Source organism: Paenibacillus sp. RC84, from assembly GCF_041260495.1.
Classification (GTDB): Bacteria; Bacillota; Bacilli; order Paenibacillales; family NBRC-103111; genus Paenibacillus_F.
The window spans coordinates 48,230-69,921 of the sequence record NZ_JBGBYL010000014.1; the positions used below are offsets into that span (position 1 = coordinate 48,230).

25 protein-coding genes are annotated in these 21,692 nt (G+C 49.6%); 22 read left to right on the forward strand and 3 right to left on the reverse strand.

What is annotated here, in order from left to right; genetic code table 11:
• The first annotated feature begins 350 nt into the window (after positions 1–350).
• Together ABH899_RS26610 and ABH899_RS26615 are read left to right on the forward strand one after the other, a co-directional pair.
• Positions 351–830 carry a barstar family protein gene (locus tag ABH899_RS26610; protein WP_370001788.1) on the forward strand — a complete coding sequence of 160 codons (480 nt, stop codon included), beginning with the start codon at positions 351–353 and terminating at the stop codon, positions 828–830.
• A 644-nt stretch (positions 831–1,474) separates the two neighbouring features.
• On the forward strand, positions 1,475–2,335 hold the full coding sequence (locus tag ABH899_RS26615; RefSeq protein ID WP_370001790.1) for a hypothetical protein: 861 nt from the start codon (positions 1,475–1,477) through the stop codon (positions 2,333–2,335).
• Positions 2,336–2,348: 13 nt separating this feature from the next.
• Here ABH899_RS26615 and ABH899_RS26620 read toward each other — a convergent pair whose 3' ends face one another.
• Positions 2,349–2,636 (reverse strand): hypothetical protein, encoded by a 288-nt coding sequence (locus ABH899_RS26620; RefSeq protein ID WP_042234796.1) that lies wholly within the window; start codon positions 2,634–2,636, stop codon positions 2,349–2,351.
• Positions 2,637–2,807: 171 nt separating this feature from the next.
• On the opposite strand from ABH899_RS26620, the gene ABH899_RS26625 reads away from it, so the two are divergent.
• From ABH899_RS26625 to ABH899_RS26640, 4 genes are all read left to right on the forward strand, one after another.
• Positions 2,808–2,978: a hypothetical protein gene (locus ABH899_RS26625; protein ID WP_370001793.1), complete on the forward strand. Its 171-nt coding sequence runs from the start codon at positions 2,808–2,810 to the stop codon at positions 2,976–2,978.
• Between the two features lie 74 nt (positions 2,979–3,052).
• Complete coding sequence (locus ABH899_RS26630) at positions 3,053–3,364, forward strand: MBL fold metallo-hydrolase (protein WP_370001795.1); 312 nt, start codon at positions 3,053–3,055, stop codon at positions 3,362–3,364.
• A gap of 77 nt (positions 3,365–3,441) precedes the next feature.
• On the forward strand, positions 3,442–4,155 hold the full coding sequence (locus ABH899_RS26635) for a DUF7832 domain-containing protein (RefSeq protein WP_370001797.1): 714 nt from the start codon (positions 3,442–3,444) through the stop codon (positions 4,153–4,155).
• Between the two features lie 118 nt (positions 4,156–4,273).
• Entirely contained in the window at positions 4,274–4,837 is a 564-nt protein-coding gene (locus tag ABH899_RS26640; RefSeq protein WP_370001799.1) for a hypothetical protein, read from the forward strand.
• 96 nt (positions 4,838–4,933) lie between these two features.
• Here ABH899_RS26640 and ABH899_RS26645 read toward each other — a convergent pair whose 3' ends face one another.
• The gene (locus ABH899_RS26645; protein WP_370001801.1) at positions 4,934–5,182 is read right to left on the reverse strand and encodes a macro domain-containing protein; all 249 of its coding nucleotides are present in this window, start codon (positions 5,180–5,182) and stop codon (positions 4,934–4,936) included.
• Positions 5,183–5,445: 263 nt separating this feature from the next.
• Between ABH899_RS26645 and ABH899_RS26650 the strand changes: the two genes are divergently transcribed.
• The 10 genes from ABH899_RS26650 to ABH899_RS26695 all read left to right on the forward strand — a co-directional run bounded on the left by ABH899_RS26650 (position 5,446) and on the right by ABH899_RS26695 (position 13,755).
• Positions 5,446–5,823 carry a hypothetical protein gene (locus tag ABH899_RS26650; protein ID WP_370001803.1) on the forward strand — a complete coding sequence of 126 codons (378 nt, stop codon included), beginning with the start codon at positions 5,446–5,448 and terminating at the stop codon, positions 5,821–5,823.
• Positions 5,771–7,276, forward strand: a complete 1,506-nt coding sequence (locus ABH899_RS26655; protein WP_370001804.1) for a TROVE domain-containing protein — start codon at positions 5,771–5,773, stop codon at positions 7,274–7,276. Before ABH899_RS26650 ends, ABH899_RS26655 begins: the two co-directional genes overlap by 53 nt.
• A gap of 401 nt (positions 7,277–7,677) precedes the next feature.
• Entirely contained in the window at positions 7,678–8,628 is a 951-nt protein-coding gene (locus ABH899_RS26660; protein ID WP_370001805.1) for an iron-hydroxamate ABC transporter substrate-binding protein, read from the forward strand.
• A gap of 445 nt (positions 8,629–9,073) precedes the next feature.
• Positions 9,074–10,453, forward strand: a complete 1,380-nt coding sequence (locus ABH899_RS26665) for an amino acid permease (RefSeq protein WP_370001807.1) — start codon at positions 9,074–9,076, stop codon at positions 10,451–10,453.
• Positions 10,454–10,663: 210 nt separating this feature from the next.
• A complete protein-coding gene (locus ABH899_RS26670) occupies positions 10,664–11,326 on the forward strand; it encodes a TetR/AcrR family transcriptional regulator (protein WP_370001808.1) in 663 nt (220 codons plus the stop codon).
• The gene (locus ABH899_RS26675; RefSeq protein ID WP_370001809.1) at positions 11,316–11,852 is read left to right on the forward strand and encodes a GNAT family N-acetyltransferase; all 537 of its coding nucleotides are present in this window, start codon (positions 11,316–11,318) and stop codon (positions 11,850–11,852) included. The genes ABH899_RS26670 and ABH899_RS26675 overlap by 11 nt, the downstream gene beginning before the upstream one ends.
• 121 nt (positions 11,853–11,973) lie before the next feature.
• Complete coding sequence (locus ABH899_RS26680) at positions 11,974–12,306, forward strand: YxiJ family protein (protein ID WP_370001831.1); 333 nt, start codon at positions 11,974–11,976, stop codon at positions 12,304–12,306.
• Positions 12,307–12,320: 14 nt separating this feature from the next.
• Positions 12,321–12,767 (forward strand): hypothetical protein, encoded by a 447-nt coding sequence (locus tag ABH899_RS26685; protein WP_370001811.1) that lies wholly within the window; start codon positions 12,321–12,323, stop codon positions 12,765–12,767.
• Positions 12,768–12,788: 21 nt separating this feature from the next.
• Positions 12,789–13,355 (forward strand): P-loop NTPase family protein, encoded by a 567-nt coding sequence (locus ABH899_RS26690; protein WP_370001812.1) that lies wholly within the window; start codon positions 12,789–12,791, stop codon positions 13,353–13,355.
• Positions 13,356–13,383: 28 nt separating this feature from the next.
• A complete protein-coding gene (locus ABH899_RS26695; RefSeq protein WP_370001813.1) occupies positions 13,384–13,755 on the forward strand; it encodes a DUF4180 domain-containing protein in 372 nt (123 codons plus the stop codon).
• 94 nt (positions 13,756–13,849) lie between these two features.
• Here the strand turns inward: ABH899_RS26695 and ABH899_RS26700 are convergent, their stop codons facing one another.
• Positions 13,850–14,704 carry a hypothetical protein gene (locus ABH899_RS26700; protein WP_370001815.1) on the reverse strand — a complete coding sequence of 285 codons (855 nt, stop codon included), beginning with the start codon at positions 14,702–14,704 and terminating at the stop codon, positions 13,850–13,852.
• 350 nt (positions 14,705–15,054) lie between these two features.
• Between ABH899_RS26700 and ABH899_RS26705 the strand changes: the two genes are divergently transcribed.
• The 6 genes from ABH899_RS26705 (at position 15,055) to ABH899_RS26730 (ending at position 21,499) form a co-directional block, all read left to right on the forward strand.
• Positions 15,055–15,930, forward strand: coding sequence for a MarR family winged helix-turn-helix transcriptional regulator (locus ABH899_RS26705; protein ID WP_370001817.1), 876 nt, complete (start codon positions 15,055–15,057; stop codon positions 15,928–15,930).
• Positions 15,931–16,001: 71 nt separating this feature from the next.
• Positions 16,002–17,450, forward strand: coding sequence for an aryl-sulfate sulfotransferase (locus ABH899_RS26710; RefSeq protein WP_370001819.1), 1,449 nt, complete (start codon positions 16,002–16,004; stop codon positions 17,448–17,450).
• A gap of 1 nt (position 17,451) precedes the next feature.
• A complete protein-coding gene (locus ABH899_RS26715) occupies positions 17,452–18,537 on the forward strand; it encodes an ABC transporter substrate-binding protein (RefSeq protein ID WP_370001821.1) in 1,086 nt (361 codons plus the stop codon).
• A gap of 171 nt (positions 18,538–18,708) precedes the next feature.
• Positions 18,709–19,491: an ABC transporter ATP-binding protein gene (locus ABH899_RS26720; RefSeq protein WP_370001823.1), complete on the forward strand. Its 783-nt coding sequence runs from the start codon at positions 18,709–18,711 to the stop codon at positions 19,489–19,491.
• Between the two features lie 15 nt (positions 19,492–19,506).
• Positions 19,507–20,367, forward strand: a complete 861-nt coding sequence (locus tag ABH899_RS26725; protein WP_370001825.1) for an ABC transporter permease — start codon at positions 19,507–19,509, stop codon at positions 20,365–20,367.
• A gap of 430 nt (positions 20,368–20,797) precedes the next feature.
• On the forward strand, positions 20,798–21,499 hold the full coding sequence (locus tag ABH899_RS26730) for a hypothetical protein (protein ID WP_370001827.1): 702 nt from the start codon (positions 20,798–20,800) through the stop codon (positions 21,497–21,499).
• Positions 21,500–21,692 lie beyond the last annotated feature (193 nt).

Here is a 21,692-nt window from a genome sequence, read left to right on the forward strand (position 1 = left end):
GGTTTTAACCAACTAACACAGAATCCAAACAACCCCCACATGTTCCCGCATACGGTGCATGTGGAAGTTTTTTAATGTTAGTTAAAAACGGAAAAAATGATATAAGAAGTTAATGTGAGTCTGCCCTCTCTACATCGAGAAGGCATTTTTTATCTTCATAAGGTAACCGGATGCCATAGGACGCTTGGTGGTCATTTACGTCTAAAAGAAGCCCTCTGTTAATAGGATCGAGTGGTACACATCTATTTAACAACTAGACTTATGAATCGGATGATACAAAAGTGAAATACCAACATATGGTACAATGGGTTTGCTTCATTGTGCTGATGAATTGTTTGGGGGTAAGATAGGTGGAACAGCAAGTTTTATGGAAGTCGTTGATGATGAACGGTTCTATCGTTATGTTCTGGAGACAAGAAATTCTAGAAAAATATATCGAAAAAATAAGGGAAGAAGGATTTTCCATATATCTTATTGATTGCGAGTCTTCGGATTGTCTTTTGGAATTAGGTAATACTCTTGAGTTCCCAGATTACTACGGAAAAAACTTAGATGCTTTTAATGATTGCCTTTCCGATATTGTCCCTAGAAATGAGGGCATCGTATTGGTTTTTAAGAATTTTGACAAATTCAATGAAAGTGATAACGATACTGCACACAGTATGCTAGACATCATCCAAAATAATTCTTGGAGATTGCTTGTCGAAAGTCAAAAAGTGCTGATGGCTTTTTTGCATTCTAACGACCCGCAGTTACATATACAGCCCGTAGGCGCACTGCCCGTACGTTGGAACAATGAAGAATGGCTTAATAGGAGTAGAGGGGGTTAGCTAAAGATTAAAGCGAATCAATCGATGAAAGTACGTTTGTTAGAGGGCATGCATATTCGGCTTTAGATGATATTGAATTGTTTTGCAAATAGTCACAGGTTTAGATGTGCATCTCCTATTATAACTAAACATTCTCTAACATTTGATCCATTACACTGATTATAATTGTGATAGCCGGAGCCCATAGGTGATTCCAGGATGGAAGTAAGTGTTGCGGGAGGAGATAAATGCACATTCAAAAGTTTCGCTACGAATTAACCCGCGGGTTAGGAAGCATTATTCTCTATCTAAAGGAGACCCCCGCGCTTACTTATCGGCATCTTGATGCTATAGCGGATGCTTGTATTCGGAACACCGCGTACGATCCCCAGTGTGATGGGAGCAGGGAAGCTTATCTATGGGAGGTCATTCAGCTCTCCAAGGCTTCCCCTATTTTGCAGGAACGAATTCTCGATGCTTTGGGAGGCACAGTGAACGGGTGGGACCTTCTGCAAGTGTACCGATTGGCGAAAATCTTTGCTTCTCACGGTAATGCGGCAGCGGTAGATGCCATGAAAAGAGGATTCCGTTACGATGAAGAATGGAATTGTTTCATAGGCGGGGAAGAGATTATTGAGGCCGCGGGAGCAAACGGTTTTTTGTTTGTGGCACAGGAGATCGGCAAGCGGATATTGTCTTCCGGCTATGAAGGGGATACGTTCGTCTGGGAATCTGCCAAGGAATTTCTAGGCGAGGAAAAGGCAGCGGCTCTCCTGAAAGAAAGCACGAAGGACGAAAAGATTCAGGCTTTTTATCAATCCGTGCTCGGGAACGAGGATGATTACTCTCTATTAAACGGCCGAAAGGCTCTTTCCTATGAGGAATTTAAATCTTCCATGAAAGCGGATGAAAAAGCCCGGTACCCTTACATCGTTTGGGGCATGCGTGCGTCTAAGGAAGACTTGGTCAAAGCTGCCGATGACTTATTGAAAGAAGAGAATCCGAAGAAGCTGGAAGCTTATTTGTCTATATTCGTTAAACCGTCTTTTCCGCTTGATCCGCAAAAAATTATAGAGCTGGCACAATCCCAAAATAAACGTCTGCGTTCAGCGGCCATTCATGCGCTTCGCAATTTGAAGGACGAGCGTATCCATCGGCTAGCAGTCCAACTGATCTGTCAACGGGAGACAGAGGTAGAGGCACTGGAACTATTCACTTTTAATTATGAGGAGAATGATCTGCCGCTATTGGAACGTGTTGCTTTTAAGAAGCATAACAAGCACTCGTTTCATAACATGGAGTTGGATATGGTCAACATATTTGAGAACCAGGCTACAGCATCGTGCCAAAAGATCATGATTGAACTATACCAAAAAGGGCTCTGTTCCCCTTGCAGACGGCGAGCTGTAGAAATTATGATAGCCAATCATATTCTGCCTGCCTCTTTGCGGGATGAAATCCGATATGATTGCAATCGCGATATTCGTGAACTTTGGATGAAAAGCGCGAGCGCCGGGCTTCCCTAGCCGACGCCTGCGCTTATTTTCTTCTATAGAACTTTTCCCAATCGTTTATAACTTCTGCGTGAGTCAATAATTGTTCTCTCAGCCACTGGAATGTTTTCCATTCATGTACCGCCTGCTGCTTTGTTTTGTAAAAGCGATAGTCGCAAATATTCCAGGGGCAGTACAATTTCCGGTACCATTTCCCGTTTTGAACGTCGCCTTTGAAGCGGCGTACCGCTTTGCCGGCCTGCCTTTTGGTCCAGCCGGTACTTAGGTGCTGTTGGTCTTTAAATACCGGCGACTTTTTTACACTTCTGCTCATTTGGTTCTCTAACCCCTCCTTATGGGAAGCTAGAGACCGTCTACTATTTTCATAGTTCACCCCGGCGTTTGAGTTATTCAATCCGTAGATATAAACGGAATCCATACAGAAAAAGTTACTTATAAAGGAAAAGGTATAATAAATACGTATATAATTAGGAGGGTTTATTATATGGAATTAAGACGACTAACGGATCGTGTTTTCTACACGATGTTCAGCAAAGAGTCCGATAGGCCGGTTCTCGGTTATATTCATGGGCAAACGCGTTCTTTAATGGTTGATTCGGGCAACTCTGAATACCATGTGGCATTATTTAATGAAGCTGTACGTAAGGAAGGATAGCGGCAGGGGTTGAGATTGAATTTGCGGATACTTGCATTCGGAATGAGTACCCTTCGCTATCGGAGATAAGAGTGGTGACCTCTGATATCTCTTTCAACGGAACGATGGAAATCGATCTGGGAGCCATTACGGCACAATTACATCATGTAACCTCTCCGTATAGTGACGATTCCGTCTGCATATTGGTGCCCCAAGAACGAGTACTATTTATCGGCGATGCGGTTGGAGTGGATTATTATAAGGATTGCTACTTGGATAAAGATAAATTGCGTTCTTTACTTACAGCGATTGAAGGATATGATTTTGATACGTGTGTAGTCGGACATGCCGAACCGGTAAGTAAACAAAAAATTGTTGCCGTCATGCATTCTCTTCTGGAACGTTAATAACGTTTAAAGGGGAGCGCATCTTAACTCGCATCCTGTAAACTTTTCAATTCCCAACGATACACCGAGGTGACAAAATGGACAAGATCGAAACCGTACTCACCAAACAGGGAAAAACCTTTAAAACCTATTACCATCTGATGCTTACGGAAGGTACTCAGGTTTGTATCGTTAATATCGTTAAGGGCCGGTTATATGTCGACAAGAAAACGATGAATCCCGTCTACGAGCCCTATCCCACTAAGGGTGAAGCGATCAAGCGGACGGAGGAACTGACCGATGAACTGAAAAGCAAAGGGTTCGTCGAGGAACCGAGGGACGTTTTATTTCAAATACCGGAAAAACAAATCGTCGTGTTCGATAAAGCGAAATGGCACTATGAAGGGGATTTTCCGTCCGAGCTGGATGTCATCCAAGCCTACGTGCCGACGGGGATGTTCATTGCCTGGGTCATTAAAAACGATCTCGCCAGCAAACGAAGCCGCAAGGAAGACGCGTCGGAGATCGAGCTTGTCAAACGGGATGAGATGACCGGCGCGGAGTTTTATCGTACCAACTGGGACGGTGTGCTCAGCTCGAAAGAATTGTCGGAGGAAGCGGAGGCGTTTGCCCGCGAATACCTCGATATCCGCAATGATGTTTATACGGCCGTCGATTTCACGAATGTGTTGGCGGTGGGCTTGCCGACGATCTACCACGTGGAGGACTCGCTTGAGAACTACCGGATCATCGAGCCGATTATTTCGGAGCGTTACCGGGATTGGAAGTCCCGTCAGGGAAGCCTTGCTTGAAGGGGGACGATTGTGTAATTTACTTTTACCGTGTTACTTTTTCTCAGCCAAATCTTTCAAAACCTATGCCGCAAAACCGATATAAAAGGAGCACTTGTAAAAAAAGGAGAGTACTGGGATGTCTAAACGCAGCAAAATGAGTTTTTTGATCGGAATGGCCGTTGTCCTGTTGTTTGTTATGTCGGGGTGCGGAAGCAAGGAAAAGACCGCAGATGTAAAGCCGACGGAGACGGCTAAAAGTTCGCCTGCAAGCACTGTCAATCCGGCGAATGCTTCAGCTAAGCCGAAAGAGCCGGCACCCGAGTCTAAACTAAGTGAGATCAGCAACTTTATGACTTCGTCCATCTGGAACGATGGATTTGTAAACGTCGGTTTTTACACAAGCAGGGGTACGGGCAGCACAGGCCAGACACTGGATATGGATTTCACAATGGAGCGCCTGGGCAAAGCGATGGAGAAAAAGGCCGAATATGATACGTACATTCAGGGACTGGACGCTAAGTATGATAACGTGAAGCAAGTATGGACCAAGCTTTCGAAAGAAACCGACAGCCTGTATAAGCAGCTTAAGGAAAATACACCGAAGGCCAACGACAAGAGCTATAAGTTCGATACGGGATTATTCCAGCAGTACAGCAGTGCTTTTAGTGATGATGTACGGGCTTTGAATAAGAAGCAATAAGCGTGTAAGGGTTCCAATTACGAAACCTGATCGCTGAAAAGGCGTGGAGTTTTGTCTCCAAGCCTTTTTTTTGTTGCGAGCTATGCTCTCCACACATTACCTTCCCGCCAACCGTTCCTTGTAAATCCCGTAATTTTCCTCATCGAAACATACAAAATAAACTCGCTCGATACCCTGATGTCCAGCCATTAAATAAGCCTTTACCGTCTCTATGGCTATGTCAGCCGTGAGAGGTTTCGGAAACCGGTAAATGCCTGTGGAGATGTTCGGAAATGCGATGCTTCTCGCATGATGCCAGGCGGCCAGCGCCAGCGAATTCCGATAGCAGCCTTGATGAGACGCCATCGAACGTATTCCCCACAATAAATCCCGGACGCTTCCGCGTAAGCGAAAACTCTTTTCACACAAAAAAGGTAAACTTTTCTCCAGTCGTAATACTTTCGCCATGTTCGCCGAGCTGAAAATGAGCGAAGATAGGTACAGAAGGCAGGCACGTTAAACGGCCGGCCCAATAAAAATCACCGAGGCGCCTGGACGGGTTACTTCGACTTTTAATCGGCTGGTCGTTGGTTCGAGTCCAACTTCCTCCATGGGGAGGAATAGCTCAGATGGTAGAGCAGCATGTACCTGTCCGACCTATTTCCTCGGTGATTCCTACAAAAAGATATGCGGAGCGAGGCGCCGGAAAGGGTTTCTTCGACTTATTAGGGTTAAGTATGACGGTGTCCGACGGACGCTGCGAACCTTTTCAACCACTTTCCTCGCTCGGCTTTTATTTAAAAAATGAATATCCGGCGAGGCGCAGGGACGGGTTCCTTCGAGCTTATCGACCAAATGGCAATACCCCGGGCAGTATGGCAGGTTCGACTCCTGCAGCAGACCTGTTCCGCTTTTTCTTCGCCGGAGTTTTTTTAAAAAAGGAGTGTGTGAATCATGAGTATGGCGAAAAAGCTGTTCGGCTCTCTGAGACCGGATGCCTACAATAAAGACAACTATCCCGCTTACACGCGATCTGTGGAAGAGCAGTACATGCAGACGCTGATGACGAATACGATGGGGAACACGTACTACGCGGATCAGCATGAACTGCTCGGCGATGCGGCTCAGCTTCATTACGAGATGGCCGATGCGAATCCGAATTTTATGGCCCGGGCGATTGTGTTTGCCCGAAATGCCGGTTTTATGCGGCTGCAGCCTTTGTTCGGGCTCGCGATTCTTTCCATGTATCGTCCGGATCTGTTTGCGAAGATTTTCCGGCAGGTGGTGCGGATTCCTTCGGATTTGTCCGATTTTCTGACCATCTTGAACGGTCTGGGGCGGGGCGAGGGCGGTCGCGCCGTGAAACGGCAGGTGAACCGATTCCTGTCCGAAGTGTCCGAGTACTGGGCGATGAAGTACAACGGTCGCGGGCGTGGATACAGCCTGGGCGACGCCATTGCGACGGCGCATCCGAAGCCGCAGGATCTACAGCAGCAGGCGTTGTTCCGCTATTTGCGCGGGATGGAGGCCAACCTGGCACTGCTGCCTCAGGTCGAGGCGCTGGAGAGCTTGAAGCTGGCCGCAACCGAGGAAGAGCAGATCGGCTGGATCGAGCGCGGCAAGCTGCCTTACGAAACGGTGACGGGAGCGATCAAGCCGTCGAAAGCGGTCTGGGAGGCGCTGCTGTACCAGATGCCGACGTTTGCGCTGCTCCGTCATTTGAACGCGATGCAGCGGGTGGGTGTGCTCGAAGATGCGCGGCACGTGGAGTACATCGTGCAGCGGTTGACCGATCCGCAGGCGCTGAGCAAAGCGAAGATCCTGCCGTTCCGGCTGGCGACGGCTTTCCGGCAGGTGGAGCATCCGGAGCTGAGGGACGCTTTGCGGGAAGCGGCGGAGCTTACGTTCGACAACCTGCCGGAGCTCGGAGATCAAACGGCGATTTTCCTCGATATCTCGGGCTCGATGAATGGGCAGTACCTGGAGATCGGCGGCGTTTTTGCCCTCGCGCTGTATAAAAAGACTCGGGGGAACTCCCTGTTCTGGCTGTTCGATACGGAGGTCATGGATGCGAAGCCTTCCCGCAAAGACAGCATTTTGACCCAGGCGGCGCAGATACGTGCCCGAGGCGGAACGGATACGGGGGCGCCCATCCGGAAGCTTATCCGGGAGCGGAAGATGGTGGACCAGATCGTGATGATCACGGATGAGCAGCAGAACAGCGGCAGCGCGTTTTATAAGGAACTGAAACGGTACCGTTCCAAAGTGAACCGCGACGTGAAGGCGTTCATCATCGACCTTGCGCCCTACCGCCATGCGATGGTTCCCGTTCAGGACCCGCACACCTACTACATTTACGGCTGGAGCGACACGGTGCTGTCCTACATCGCCCAGTCCGTGCAAGGGTATTCCAGCTTGACCGAACAGGTAGCCGAGCTGGATTTGGATCAATTGCATTAAGCCGGCGGTAACCGAAAAACGGGCAGAGGCAGCCGAACGGCGAACAATCCTCTTACGATTCAGCGTGCGTTTCTTTTCTTGCCAAATGGCGGGAAGAGGCCTGCACGCTGTATTTTTTTATACACGCGGGGACTTTGCCGTTCGGCGCGTTGCGTTCCTGGTAGAGATAAGCCTGGCCGATGACGATAGTTTTTTCGATTTGTTATAGCATCAAGACACAGAAGAATGTTGATAGAGCAGCTCCATCCTATTTAGGTATTGACAGCAGACCGACCTGCCTATAAAATGGTTAACATGTTGATAATGATTATCATTATCGCTAAAGTGGATGTCCTCTCAACTCACTCGCGATTGGATTATTCATAGATACATAGCAAACTGATGAGGGAGAGAATCGTCTTATGAAAAAATTAATTCCGTTATCCCTGTTCCTTGTCCTTCTTCTGAGCGCTTGCGGCGGCAACGAAGCAGGCACCAAGAGTGGGAACAATGCGTCCTCGGATAGTTCCGGGACCGCGTCGGCAGCTTCGAAATCCGGCACGTTTACCTATCAATCCGAGAACGGGCCGGTTGAGGTTCCCTCGAATCCGCAGCGTGTCGTTGTGCTTACGCGATTTTTAACGGGAAATGTGATGGCACTGGGGGTGCCTCTAGTCGGTGTGGACGAGATGTCCAAGGAAAACCCGAATTTTGAAGAGAAGCTGAAAAATATCGAGGCGGTTTCGGACGAAAGCCTTGAGAAGATCATCGAGCTGAAGCCGGATCTCATTATCGGGCTTTCCGACATCAAGAACATCGATAAATTCAAGAAAATCGCTCCGACGGTCACTTATACTTACGGCAAAGTCGATTACTTAAAGCAGCAGCTGGAAGTCGGCAAACTGTTGAACAAAGAGAAAGAAGCGCAGGCCTGGGTCGATGATTTCAAAGCGCGGACCCAAAAAGCCGGAGATGAGATTAAGGCGAAGATCGGCGCGGATGCGACGGTATCCGTTATCGAAACGTTCAATAAGCAGCTCTATGTCTACGGGGATAACTTTGGACGCGGCACCGAAATCCTCTACCAGGCGTTCGGGCTGCGCATGCCGGATAAAGTCAAAGAAGTGACAAAGAAAGAAGGCTACTTTGCCCTGTCCACGGAAGTGTTAAAGGATTACATGGGCGACTATGTCATATTCAGCAAGAACGCGGAGGAAGACAACTCCTTCCAGAAAACCGAAACCTACAAGAACATTCCCGCAGTCCAAAACAATCGGGTCTATGAAGCCGACGCGAAGGCGTTCTATTTTAACGATCCGCTGAGCATGGAATATCAATTGAAATTTTTCATGCAACACTTTCTCGGTAAATAAGCGCATCTCACGGGATGTGTCGTATCGCTTTTGTCAATCGGGTGCATGCGAGAAGAAAAACGGCCAGGGACGCAAGTCCTTGGCTGTTTTTTTTAATGGAAAGAAATTGGAGTCCCAGCACGGTTGTCCTCATACGAAAATGTTCATCCAAGCATAAGGAAGAATGAGGAGTGAATCCTGATAGATCGGCCGAACCTGTAATGCTTACTCATCCGTTCTTTCGCCCCCCGCATTCCAGTAAATGCCTGCATGCCCGCAGTTGTATTTGCCAATATTCTGTCATACAATTTTTTGTAACGCGGAGGGGCCGTCACGGAGAAAACGCAGTGCTGCCGCTTCATCCGGATTGCATCACACTAAGTTGGGGGGAACGGTGTTACGAACTAGTAATGGTTGGGAAGGCGTGAAAAGCAGATAACGTACACAAACGAAGGGGAGCGTTCTTTTGGAAGCCAAACAATTAACCAGAGGACTGAAGCCGCGGCACATTGAGCTGATCGCGCTCGGGGGCACGATCGGCGTCGGGCTGTTTATGGGATCGGCCAGTACGATCAAATGGGCCGGCCCTTCTGTTCTGCTGGCTTATCTTTTGGCCGGCATCATTATGTTTTTTGTCATGCGGATCATGGGGGAAATGCTGCTGCTCGAACCGGTGACGGGCTCGTTCGCCACGTTTGCCCACAGATATATCGGCCCGCTCGCCGGTTACGTGACCGCCTGGAGCTATTGGTTCCTGTGGGTGACGGTCGGCATGGCGGAAGTGACCGCAATCGGGATTTACGTGGGCTACTGGTTTCCTGACATTCCCCAGTGGATTCCGGCCTTGATAGGCGTAGGAATCATTGCGGCGGCCAACCTGGCGGCAGTGAAATTTTACGGGGAATTCGAGTTCTGGTTCGCCATGATCAAGGTCGTCGCCATCGTGTTTATGCTGGTGATCGGTACAGCCATGATTTTCTTCGGATTCGGCAACGGGGGAGAGCCTATCGGTCTTTCGCATCTGTACAGTCATGGAGGTTTTTTTGCCGGAGGGCTGAAGGGATTCCTGTTTGCGCTCTGCATCGTAACCGCTGCCTACCAGGGGATCGAAATGGTCGGAATTACGGCGGGCGAAGCCGAAAATCCGAAGCATACGCTGCGCAAAGCGATTAAAAACATCATCTGGCGCATCCTGATCTTTTATGTAGGCGCTATATTCGTGATCGTGACGATTTATCCGTGGAACCAGGTCGGTGAAATCGGTAGTCCGTTCGTGATGACTTTCGCTAAAGTGGGCATTGTCGCCGCAGCGGGCATTATCAATTTCGTCGTGCTTACAGCGGCGATGTCGGGCTGCAACAGCGGGATTTACAGTGCGGGAAGAATGCTGTACACGCTGGCGCAGAACGGGCAGGCCCCCAAATTTTTCGGGAAGGTCTCCAAAAGCGGTGTCCCGAGAAACAGCATCATCACCACGATTTCTTTGCTGCTGATCGGCGTGCTTTTTAATTACTTGGCGCCGGATTCCAAGCTGTTCCTGTACATTTACAGCGCCAGCGTTTTGCCGGGAATGATCCCCTGGTTTGCGCTCGCCTTCAGCCAGTTCAAGTTCAGGAAAAAGTGGAAGCATGAGATGGCGGAGCATCCGTTCAAATCCCGGTTTTTCCCGGTCAGCAACTATATTACAATCGTGTTCTTATTCCTTGTCATCATCGGCATGTGGTTCAATCCGGATACCCGGGTGTCCCTGATCGTCGGAGCCGTGTTCATTGCGGTCGTCATCGCGGGGTACTATGTTTTTGGCATCGGGAAGCGGCAGAAGACCGGAGAGATCGAGGAAGGGTAACAATCGGCTAGAATGCCGGGCGAATTCGGGCGAAAGCTTGGGTTTGGCCCGGTTTTTTTGATAAGGCTTGACGGGACTATAACAAACAAAGCACGCTTCCATTCTGGTTGTGTGCTGTTTAATTTTGGAATAGCTATTGAAAAACGACATTAATGTCGTTTATAATCGAGCTAGCATCATACATATTGCATTTGAACGGAGTTAAAAAAGATGTCTCCCAAAGTAAACGAGGAATACAAAAAGCAAAAGAAAATCGCTTTGCTGCAATCGGCCAAACAGGTATTCATCCGCAAAGGATATAACGGAGCGACCATGCAGGACATCATGGAAGAGGCTGGGGTGTCGAGGGGAGCCTTATACGCCTATTTCAATAACATCGAGCATGTCTATCTGGAACTGCTGCGGCATGAGGACCGGAAGCATGATAATTATTTTCGGAGTGACGACAGGGAGAACTGTTGGCAGCAGGTAAAGAATTGGTTGAACGAGCAGCAGGCCGAAATAGGGAGCATGGAGGAGAATTTAGTGCTGGCGAACTCGCAGTTTTTCTCATCGGCTCAATACCGGAACAACAAAAACGCCTATCCGTACATCGCGGCACGCTATGAGGGGACTCTGGACGTGCTGACCGGATTCTTTGAAAAAGGGGCAGCGCAAGGTGAATTTGCACCGCGTCTTCCGGCCGAAACCATTGCCCTGTATCTGATTTCGTTTATGGATGGATTAATCATGGATACGGCCCATATGGGCCCTGAGAAAACAAAGGTGAAAGAGCAGCTGGATGCTCTGCTTTTTACCTTGGAAGCTATGCTCGGTCCGGTTCAAGACAAGACGGAGACAACGGAAAAGGAGAACAAAGAGGATGTTATTTGAATCTTCGAGAGTATCTTTCCGAAAAATGACGGAAGAAGACGCAGCCATTTACCACACATGGAGAAACGATATGGAAGTGATGAGAACGACCAATCCTTCCTTGGATTTGTTTACTTATACGGAAGCCCGGCAATTTGTGGAGCAGGTGATTTTGGGGTCGGGCACGTCCAAAAGCTATATGATCCTGGATAAGCCGTCCGGCCGGCCCATCGGAATCACCTCTTTGATTCAGCTCGATTATAAAAACCGCAGCGCAGAGTGCATCCTCGACATCGGCGAGAAAGAATTTTGGGGCAAAGGCTACGGAAACGAGTCCTTAAGAATGCTGCTCGATTACGCTTTTCTTGAATTAAACCTACACCGCGTGTCCTTGCGGGTGTTCGCTTTTAATGATAAAGCCGTGGCTTTGTACGAAAAAATCGGGTTCAAACGGGAGGGAGTCTCCCGGCAGGCGGTATTCAGGGAAGGGAACTGGCACGACATCCTACATATGGGCATTCTTCAAGAGGAGTATAAGGCTGGCTGACGGAAATGGGGCGGCCTGGAGGGTTGCTAGCTCTGCTGAAGTATCGGGTCCGATATGAATAAAAAGGTGATCTAACATAAAAAGAGAAAAAATCATTGAATGCTTAATGCTTTTGTATACGATGGATTTGTCCAGACCTTTTCCCTATAAAGATCTTAAGCTGATAAAGCAACACTTTGAACTTGAATTTTCTTTACTCTCAGAGGAAGCTTGTTTAAATGCCGACTTTAACGATTATTGTATGACTGTCGCAGGAACGATTAGTTATGTCCTCAACGGCAGTGAAGAAAATATCCCACCACGACAAATGCAGTTAATGAAAATGAATTTTTTTGAAAGATTCCCCTCTTATAAGTTTTTTGAAAATAAGGTCTCTCACTATCCGGCCTTTCAGAAGGAACTTAATAGTTTTGAAGAAGCCAGAGTGCTGGTGCTGCGGTATTTTATTAGGTGAGCGGTGAATTAAATTTGAAAGCATGGAAGAAATCTTCGACGGATGTACATTTTGATGTTATAGATTTTCATGATGCGTTAGTGGAACGGATTGAGGTAAAAGAACGGGAGATAATTGTTGAACTTGAATCAGTCAACATTTTGCCGGGGCATCCGCTCAATCCCTACGATGCTGCTAAAAACACGGACAGATGCAGGTTAATTTTCCAGCAGGTCACTTCAAATCAAGCCGTCATGTACTCCTCAGAGGAGAATGTTCCTCAGCCAATTCCATGCACAGACTTTAAAAGCTTAGAGGTTCTTAAATTTGAACGTTTCCAATCGGGCGAGTCTCAGATCTTCAAAATTTTTGGAGCGGACGATCAGTTTTGCGAGTGGGAAGTGAGGGCGGGAGGTTTTGTCCTCCAGTGGAACGAGTTTATGGGAGATGCCTGGTTTGCAGGATGGGAGAAAGAACAATAAATTTGCCAAGCGGTGGTCTAAATGAAGAGAATTCATATCATCGGATCGGTCGGAAGCGGCAAAACGACCTTGGCCAGAAGGCTCTCATCGGAGATGGGGCTTCCTTTTTATGAGCTGGACAACGTGGTCTGGAAAAGAACCCCGGCGGGAGACGTAAGACGAACGGAAGAGGAACGAGATGTCTGTCTGGCCGAAATCGTTGGGTGCGACGACTGGATCACGGAAGGCGCTCATCAAGCCGGCTGGATCGGACCTTGTCTGGAGCGCGCGGAACGGATCGTTTTTCTGGATACCCCTTATTCCACGCGGCTTAGGCGCATCATCAGCCGGTTTATCCGGCAGAAGACCGGGCGGGAGCAGGCGAATTATAAGCCGACGTGGACTATCCTGTGGAGGATGTTTCGCTGGAATCACCGGTTCCAGAGGGAAGGCAGGCTGGAAGCGATGGAGCTGCTAGAGCCGCATGAGCACAAAATGCTGATTTTGAAAGACAACCGTCTGCCGCTTGCGTCGATTTTAGCCGATGCCAGGGAAGGAAAGCAGATCGGCGCTCAGACAGAACGTTCTTCCATGACACACCATCTTTAAAAATCAATCAAACGAAGGAGAAATGAACATGAATATCACCGTCGATCAGCGGCCACATTCGAAAGTCGCCGTCGTTTCAAGCGAGGACGTGGTCATTAGCAGCGTATACGATGCGCTCGACTTAATGGCCGACATTCGTTACAACCACGAATGCGATAAAGTGCTTCTCAGAAAGGAACAGCTTACGGAGGATTTTTTTGAGCTGAAAACGAAACTGGCCGGAGACATTTTGCAGAAATATATCAACTACCAGTTTAAGATTGCCATCGTCGGGGATTTCAGCGGGTATAACAGCAAGAGCCTGAACGATTTTATTTACGAGTGCAACCAGGGGAACAACGTGTTTTTCAAAGGGACCGAAGCGGAGGCGCTGGATGCGCTGCATGGGGCTATGGTTTAAAATTCGGCTGTTGTGTAAAGACGCCTGAATAACCGATTGATGATCGGATTCGGCGTCTTTTTTATAGGAACAGAAGATTAAAAAATAGTGAAATTTAATTAAATACATGATCAATAAATTCTTGTGCTTGTATACGAACTTCGCTGTACTTGTCGTTTTCGGTAAGTTCTATTGTTTTGTCTAAAAACTTTCTAGATAGAGGTTGGTCTTGGTTTAATAGAGAGGCCCCGATATAATAAAAGTAACCCGGATATTCAACCTTATCTTCTTTAATAATTAATTGCAACGCAGCTGAAGTAAGGCTGATATACGTATAGTCCACATAGGCTTTCATTTCATCGTCTTTAGGGGCGGGATAGCCAACGCTAACAAAAAAATCTAAATCCCTTTCCGGCGGAACTGACGGCGGTTTAATATCTTTAAAGGGTGGTACACTCTTCTCTGCAGAATAGTTTTCCCAAATATATTGAGAAGGAGCAGCTAAACTATTCCCATATTCCTTAATGTCTTTAGATTTCTGTTTGAGCAGGTTTTTAAGTGCAACTAATTCTTCTTTTTTATAGAGGATTGGTGCTTTTCCAGAGCCTTTAGCGAGAGAGTTTCCTAAGTTTAAATGAGCTGTAAATTTAGAACTCCATAGGATACTTTTCAGTAGTTGAGCGTTATAAACATAAGGACTATCTTTAAAATCATTGATTGTGAAATCTAAATAGGTAAGTGCTGTATCCAACTCTCCGGCTTCGATTTTTTTGAGAGCTATTGAGTAAGGTTCGGGGACTTCGACTTCTTTAGGTTTAGCTTCCTGCTGCTCCGCTGCTGTGCTTGGTTTTGTTTCCGCGTTTGGGGCCGTAGTAGCGGCAGCTGCTTTTTCGTCCTGCTCTTTTGTTTGCCCCGCACACCCTGCGCATAAAAGTAGGAAGGAAGCTCCGAGTAAAACTTTCTTGATCATTTTTTTCCTCCGTAGAATCATATTTCCGTATCATAAACTATTGAAAATATACATAGGACTAACAAATCACCCTATATATTTCGGTAGGGTTAGGTAGTTATATTAGAAAAATTTCAAACAACATTAAAACCAACTTGACAGGTATGGTTAATTGGTTTAATCTTACTTCAAGATCACTAGATGATTCCTAATCAAATGAATATTTATTAAGTTACTATTCATTATTTTAAAACTAAACTAATGAGGAAAGCCGATTGGACCGCCAAAGGCTCCTGTTATCTCTTGCCGACACACGGAGGAGATTTCGGGGGCTTTTTTGTTTCTACGCGCCTCATGACGAAAGGACTGGCATGCACGAAAAAGACTGGGTGTTATACGAAGAGGCCGACTGGCTCTTCCGCAGACTTGTACGCAAATTTGTGAAGGAACGCGACAAAATTTCCGTCGAAGGCATCACACTGCCGGGCATGCTCATCCTGAACTCGATTCACAGCCAAGGAGAGCAGCGGCTGGGTGAGCTGGCGGAGCAGTTGGATTTTACGTCCGGCGCCGTGACGGCGTTGTGCGACAAGCTGGAGGCGGGCGGCTACGCGGTCCGCAAACGAAGCGAGTCCGACCGTAGGTCCGTGGCGCTGGACATTACGGACAAGGGACGGGAACTGCTTCGGCGCAACGGCGGGCTCAGCGCGCATATGATCGGCATCCTGTTTGGCGGATTTACGCCGGAGGAACTGGGGCGTCAAATCGTATTTCTCCGGAGCCTGCTGGAAAAGCTGGATGGCTTTGCGGAAGCGGTGCTGGCCTACCCCGGGGAAGACGTGGGGAACGCGGAAGTGGCGGGAGTAGCGGAAACAGAGAAAACAGGGCAAGGGGCGGAAGCAGCGGAGGCAGGAGACCGTGACCCGTTTGCGATTGCTCCGCCAACTGCCGTGAGCGTGGAGGCCGATGCGTTAGCGCTAGCGTCCCCACACTCGGCAGCCATAGCGGCACCGGCAGACTCGCCGACCAAAACGGCGAAGAAAACCGCGGCTGACCAAACACCGGTATCCGAAAGCTTGCTCGCTGGGTTCGATGAGAAAAGCCCGGCTGCCGCTTTTACAAACGATGCAGCATCCGATCCGTCATCGGAATTACGGCCCGAAACGTTATCACAGCCGCCGGCGGATCAGCCACCTGCTACAAAGCCAAGCAAGACCACGCGCAAGAAAAATTTCATTTCTTATTAGAGGCGATACAGCACGATGTCGCCGGCGTTTTTTTACAAACCAAATCCAACAAAAGAGAGGACGTTAACCATATGGGACATCCGACGATTTATCCGACAGGAACGACGGTTTACAAACCGGGCAAGAGCTGGAGCGGCTATACGCTGTATCAGGCGGCAGAGACGGGGGCGCTGCTGATCGATATGAACGGGCGGGAGGTTCATCTTTGGAAGGGGCTGAGGGGGTTCCCAAATAAACTGCTTCCGGGCGGGTACGTATTCGGCAGTACGGCAGAGCGCGATCCGAAGTATGGGTTTCAGGATGAAGTGAATCTGGTGCAGGTGGACTGGGACGGCAACATCGTGTGGAAGTTTGACCGCTACCAGCACATCGAGGACCCGGGGCATGAGCCGCAGTGGATGGCGCGCCAGCATCATGATTACCAGCGTGAAGGCAATCCGGTCGGGTACTACGTGCCGGGTCAGGAGCCGAAAGTCCACTCCGGAAACACAATCGTGCTTGCACATAAGAACGTGAATCGTCCCGAAATTTCCGATAAAGAGCTGCTGGATGATACCATTTTGGAAGTGGATTGGGAAGGGAATGTCATCTGGGAGTGGACAACGAGCGACCATTTTGAGGAGCTGGGTTTTGACGAGGATGCCCGGAAGGCGCTGTACAACGATCCCAACACCCGTTTCTTCGGTGCCAACGCCGGCGATTGGATGCACATTAACTCCGCTTCGGTCCTAGGGCCCAACAAGCATTACGATGCGGGGGACGAAAGATTCCACCCGGACAACATCATCTGGGACGCGCGGGAGACGAACATCATTGCCATCACGGACAAAAAGACCGGTAAAATCGTCTGGAAGCTCGGCCCCAACTATAATACCGAGGAGACGAAACACATCGGCTGGATCATCGGCCAGCATCACGCCCATCTTATTCCGCAGGGACTGCCGGGAGAAGGCAACATCCTGATTTTCGACAACGGCGGCTGGGGCGGATACGGCGCACCGAATCCGGAATCGCCCGACGGCATCAAAAACGCCCGCCGCGATCATTCCCGCATCCTGGAGATCAACCCGGTCACGCTCGAAATCGAGTGGCAGTACACGCCGACGGAAGCGGGCTTCCAAGCTCCGCTCGATTCGTACCGGTTCTACAGCCCGTACATAAGCTCCGCCCAGCGTCTGCCGAACGGCAATACGCTGATTACCGAGGGCGCGGACGGCCGGATTTTTGAAGTGACGCGCGAGCATGAGCTGGTGTGGGAGTACATTTCTCCTTACAAAAACAAGCGAAACTCCAACATGGTCTACCGCGCCTACCGCGTACCTTACGAGTGGGTGCCGCAGTTGGAGCTACCGGAGGAAGTGGAGATTGCGCCAATCGACGTAGCGGACTTCCGTTTGCCGGGGGCGGCTGCCCGCGGAGCGGTAACGACGGTGGAAGTGGAAGGAACCGTCTCCTACGGTGAGGGTGCGCTATGCGTGGCGAGAACGGACGAAGGACAGCCGGAACCGGAGAAGGGGTAGGGTGAGGACGATGAGAGAGACTGCAGATGAAAGTAAAAAAGCCGCGGGCCACGTTGGCCTCCGCCAAGCCCGCCACCGCCACTTCGCCCGCACGCTGCTCGCACTGGTGCTGACCGCCGCACTGTTGGCCGTACTGGCCGGCTGCGGCAAAGCGGCCGCCGACCCCAAACAGGGCGGCGCGGCCAAGCTGAAGCTGAAAATCGCGGACATTTCCACCAACTCGATTTTCCGCGTCGCCAAAAGCAAAGGCATCTTCGACAAGCACGGCATCGACGCCGAGCTCGTCTCGTTCGCCACACCGGCCGAAGGCGTCAACTCCCTGTTTATCAAACAGGTAGACGTCGCGTTCGGCGCCGATTTTCCTCTGCTGAACGCCGTGAGCAAAGGCGATTACGCCATTTTCGCCTCGTCGGGTACGGCAACGGATCTGAGCGCCAGCGAGTGGAAGCTGTTCGTCCGCAAGGACATCAAGAGCGCGGCTGATCTCAAGGGGAAGAAGCTGAGCTTTTCCCGCGGTACTTTTGTCCCGTATCTGTGGGATGTGTATCTGGGTCAAAACGGCGTCAAATTGTCCGAGGTAAAGCTGATCGGCCAAGGCGGTTTTGATGAAGCATATGTTGCGCTGAAAAAGGGCGAGATCGACGGCGCGTGGGTATACGGCGCGGTGCTCAACGAAAAATTCGGCGCTCTGGCCGAGGCTCACGAGCTGACCGACATGTCCAAAACGCCGGTACGCCTCGGCAACGGCCTCATCGCTCCCACCGAGCTGCTCAAAAATAACAAAGCGGGCTTCGTCAACTTCCTGAAGGCGATTGATGAAGCATCCGCTTACGCACAGGCGCATCAGGAGGAAACCGCGGACATCATGTATAAGGAAGTCAAGCAGCCGAAAGAGGCGACCCTCAAGGACCTGCCCAAAAACCCATGGAAAATCGGGTTCACGGATAAAGCGTACAACGGCTACAAGGAGCAGAAAAAATACATGGTCGACAACGCCATCATCGAGAAGGATTTCGATCTGAAAAGCAAGCTGTACCTGGACATTTTGCGGGAAGCCTTCCCGGACCGGGTTATTGAAGTGAAGTAGGTTGCAAATCGGAAAAGCGGGGAAATGCACTCGACCGACCACCACGCAGCATCGCAGCGCGCGCCTGGCAGCGGTCGACCGAACGCTGTCTTGCACCGAAACACCGACCGCTGTCATGCGGCGAAATACGGCAAGAACAAAACGCAACAAAACTGAACTGGGGGATGAAGTATGAGCACTGAGGCAGCGCCGAAACGCAACGAAATCCAGATCGAACGCCTGGACAAAAGCTACACGCAGCCTTCCGCGGGCGAGCTGCACTACATCATTCAGGACGTGAATCTGGCGGTCCGGGGCGGCGAGTTTTTCGTCCTGCTGGGGCCGAGCGGCTGCGGCAAATCTACGCTGCTCAGTCTCATCGCGGGCTTCGTCTCCAAGACGTCCGGCCAGGTGCGCGTCGGAGACCGCGAGGTCGACCGGCCCGGACAGGACCGAGCCGTTGTCTTCCAGCAGGCCGATTCGTCCCTGTTCCCCTGGCTCACGGTCAGGGAGAACGTGGAGTTCGGCCTGCGCATGAAGCGTGTCCCGGCGGCCGAGCGCCGCAAGATTTCCGACCAGTACATCGAACTGGTCGGTCTCAAGGGACACGAGAGCAAGTTCCCGCGCGAGCTGTCCGGCGGCATGAAGCAGCGGGTGCAACTGGCCCGCGTGCTGTCGAACGACCCGGCCATCCTGCTCATGGATGAGCCGTTCGGTGCGCTCGACGCGATGACGCGCCGCACCATGCAAAAAGAGCTTCAGCGGATTTGGCAGGAAACCGACAAAACCGTCATATTTGTCACCCACGACATCCAGGAAGCGCTGCTGCTCGGCGGCCGCATCGGTATCATGTCCGCCGGCCCGTCGTCCAACATCTCGCACATTTACGACGTGCCTCTTGCGTATCCGCGGGACTTGGGGTCGCCGGAGTTTTACGAGCTGTACAACCGCATCCAGGCGCATTTCGACGTATAGGGAGGAGAAGCCAATATGAACACGAACGCCATTACGGCAAAAAAACCGATCACGACCAAGCCGCCCATACCGGCTGCTTCCGCCCGGAAATCGCTCATCCGCAAGCCTTGGTTCAAAAAAACGCTGCTCACCCTCGTCTTCTGGATCGCGGGACTGCTTCTGTGGCACGGACTGTCGCTCGTTTACGGTCCGGAAATCCTGCCCGGCCCGATCCTGACTGCACAGGGCGGCTACGAACTGCTCGCCGACGGAACCCTGCTGCAATACATCGGCATCAGCTCGTACCGCGTCCTGCTCGGCTGGACCCTCGGCAGCCTGATCGCCATCCCGGTCGGCCTCGTTATCGGCAAAGTCGACGCTATCCGCGCTTTCGCAGAGCCGTTTCTGAACTTCATCCGCTTCATACCGCCGATCGCGTTTATCACGCTGTTCCTCGTCTGGTTCGGCATCGGGGAGACGTCGAAAGTCGTGCTCATCCTGTACGCAACTTTCTTCATCGTCGTGCTGAACACCTTGACCGGCGTGCTCGCCGTCGAAGAGGACAAAATCCGCTCCGCCCGCAGCATGGGCGCCTCCGAATGGCAGATCGTCCTGCACGTCATTATCCCGGCCACTGTGCCGTACATGTTCACGGGCATCCGCCTGGCCATGGGCACCTCCTTCATGGCCATCATCGGCGCCGAAATGATCGCCTCCAACGAAGGCGTCGGCTATCTCATCTGGAACTCGCGGCTGTTCTTCCGCACGGACTGGATTTTCGTGGGGCTGATCTGCCTGGGGCTGATGGGTTTCATAACGGATCGCGCCGTAGCGCTACTGGGGCGTAAGCTTTTGGCTCGGTATGGGGTTGTGGGGGCAGTGGGGGGACGGCGGTAAGTCTGTTAAATGCAGTTCCAATGTACCTGATTTTATGAACTAAATTAACGCAATTAACAATAGTATAGTGTAATGTGGTTGAAGCGTAAGAAAGTGAATTAAAAAAATGAGTTGAATTTACTACATATATCCCTCTAAAGGAGGGATTTTTTTATTGCCCTACACACAGTTGTAGGATGGAAAGTCATCATATACTGTTGATATATGTTCCCATTCTTACGGTAAGCAACTGCGGGCTGTTTTCATTAACGTTGAAAAACCTCACTCATATTGTGCATCATTTGTAATAGACATAAGCTCATCCCATAATAAGGCGAATAATTAAATAGAAAAAACTTACAAAATGTAAATTTTTAGGAAGGTTATCATACAATGAATATAGAATTAAATAATGGGTGCCTATAAAAAAATATTGGAAGGATGTGGACTGTTGAAGAAACCATTCTCTTTGCTTGCTGCTATGTTAATAACGCTTACCTCTATTTCGGGCGTTGCATCTGCCGAGACAACTACTAATCAGATATCGACCGACCAGACACAGACTACATTTATTAACAATGTGACAGAGTCTACCGAGTTGAAGCAGTTTATTGGTCAAAATAACGTGGTAGGTTGGGAAGTCACGAAACTGAGCCCGGAAGAATTTTATAAAAGATATGCCGAGATAACCGGCACCAGTGTTGAACAAGCAAAAAATATCCACACGTCGAAACAAGGAGTATCTCCTTTAAATTTAAATCAAACTTACGACGCACAGTATGTAGCGGTTATAGATTTAGGAGGCGGAGTAAGGGTAAAAGCCGGTGTTCTCGTTCAAATTCAGGAAGTCCAATTTGGCGGATCGCTGGGAAGAATATTCCTTAAAGTATACGATAATACAGGGTATGTAGCACCGTATTCCGGCTCGTTTACGGTTGTTAAAAACTTTGTTCAAGGGACTTTGCAATCTTCGTCTAAACTTCAAGTATCCTATAGCGGGTATGCGGAAACTGCTGTAGTCAACGGAACTTCCAATCAATTAAATTTATCCGCAGGCGAGTTAGTTAATTTGGGTTGGAGTGCATCTACAAGCACACAAACAACAACCTACTACAGAAAGCACTTTGATGGAACCGGGTATGTATCTCCATAACAGTTAAATTCCACTCTGATCCATCAAATTCTTTTAAGCTAAGTCGTAGGGCACCGATTGATTTCTAAGTAAAAACCCACTGTTAGGCTAACAGCCTTATGAAGTGCACCCCTTAGAATGGACATTGGAAAAACCCTCTGGGTAAAATCCGATAAAATTCTAGGGGGTGCATTTTTTTATGCCAGCGAGAAAA

Excerpts from the sequence above, each read along its gene's own strand:
- ABH899_RS26690 (WP_370001812.1), top strand. The coding sequence starts at position 12,789 with ATGAAGAGAATTCATATCATCGGATCGGTCGGAAGCGGCAAAACGACC.
- ABH899_RS26635 (WP_370001797.1), top strand. The coding sequence starts at position 3,442 with ATGGACAAGATCGAAACCGTACTCACCAAACAGGGAAAAACCTTTAAA.
- ABH899_RS26655 (WP_370001804.1), top strand. The coding sequence starts at position 5,771 with ATGAGTATGGCGAAAAAGCTGTTCGGCTCTCTGAGACCGGATGCCTAC.
- ABH899_RS26660 (WP_370001805.1), top strand. The coding sequence starts at position 7,678 with ATGAAAAAATTAATTCCGTTATCCCTGTTCCTTGTCCTTCTTCTGAGC.
- ABH899_RS26700 (WP_370001815.1), bottom strand. The coding sequence starts at position 14,704 with ATGATCAAGAAAGTTTTACTCGGAGCTTCCTTCCTACTTTTATGCGCA.
- ABH899_RS26680 (WP_370001831.1), top strand. The coding sequence starts at position 11,974 with ATGGATTTGTCCAGACCTTTTCCCTATAAAGATCTTAAGCTGATAAAG.
- ABH899_RS26675 (WP_370001809.1), top strand. The coding sequence starts at position 11,316 with ATGTTATTTGAATCTTCGAGAGTATCTTTCCGAAAAATGACGGAAGAA.
- ABH899_RS26625 (WP_370001793.1), top strand. The coding sequence starts at position 2,808 with ATGGAATTAAGACGACTAACGGATCGTGTTTTCTACACGATGTTCAGC.
- ABH899_RS26645 (WP_370001801.1), bottom strand. The coding sequence starts at position 5,182 with ATGGCGTCTCATCAAGGCTGCTATCGGAATTCGCTGGCGCTGGCCGCC.
- ABH899_RS26650 (WP_370001803.1), top strand. The coding sequence starts at position 5,446 with ATGGTAGAGCAGCATGTACCTGTCCGACCTATTTCCTCGGTGATTCCT.
- ABH899_RS26725 (WP_370001825.1), top strand. The coding sequence starts at position 19,507 with ATGAACACGAACGCCATTACGGCAAAAAAACCGATCACGACCAAGCCG.
- ABH899_RS26720 (WP_370001823.1), top strand. The coding sequence starts at position 18,709 with ATGAGCACTGAGGCAGCGCCGAAACGCAACGAAATCCAGATCGAACGC.
- ABH899_RS26640 (WP_370001799.1), top strand. The coding sequence starts at position 4,274 with ATGTCTAAACGCAGCAAAATGAGTTTTTTGATCGGAATGGCCGTTGTC.
- ABH899_RS26620 (WP_042234796.1), bottom strand. The coding sequence starts at position 2,636 with ATGAGCAGAAGTGTAAAAAAGTCGCCGGTATTTAAAGACCAACAGCAC.
- ABH899_RS26670 (WP_370001808.1), top strand. The coding sequence starts at position 10,664 with ATGTCTCCCAAAGTAAACGAGGAATACAAAAAGCAAAAGAAAATCGCT.
- ABH899_RS26710 (WP_370001819.1), top strand. The coding sequence starts at position 16,002 with ATGGGACATCCGACGATTTATCCGACAGGAACGACGGTTTACAAACCG.
- ABH899_RS26695 (WP_370001813.1), top strand. The coding sequence starts at position 13,384 with ATGAATATCACCGTCGATCAGCGGCCACATTCGAAAGTCGCCGTCGTT.
- ABH899_RS26705 (WP_370001817.1), top strand. The coding sequence starts at position 15,055 with ATGCACGAAAAAGACTGGGTGTTATACGAAGAGGCCGACTGGCTCTTC.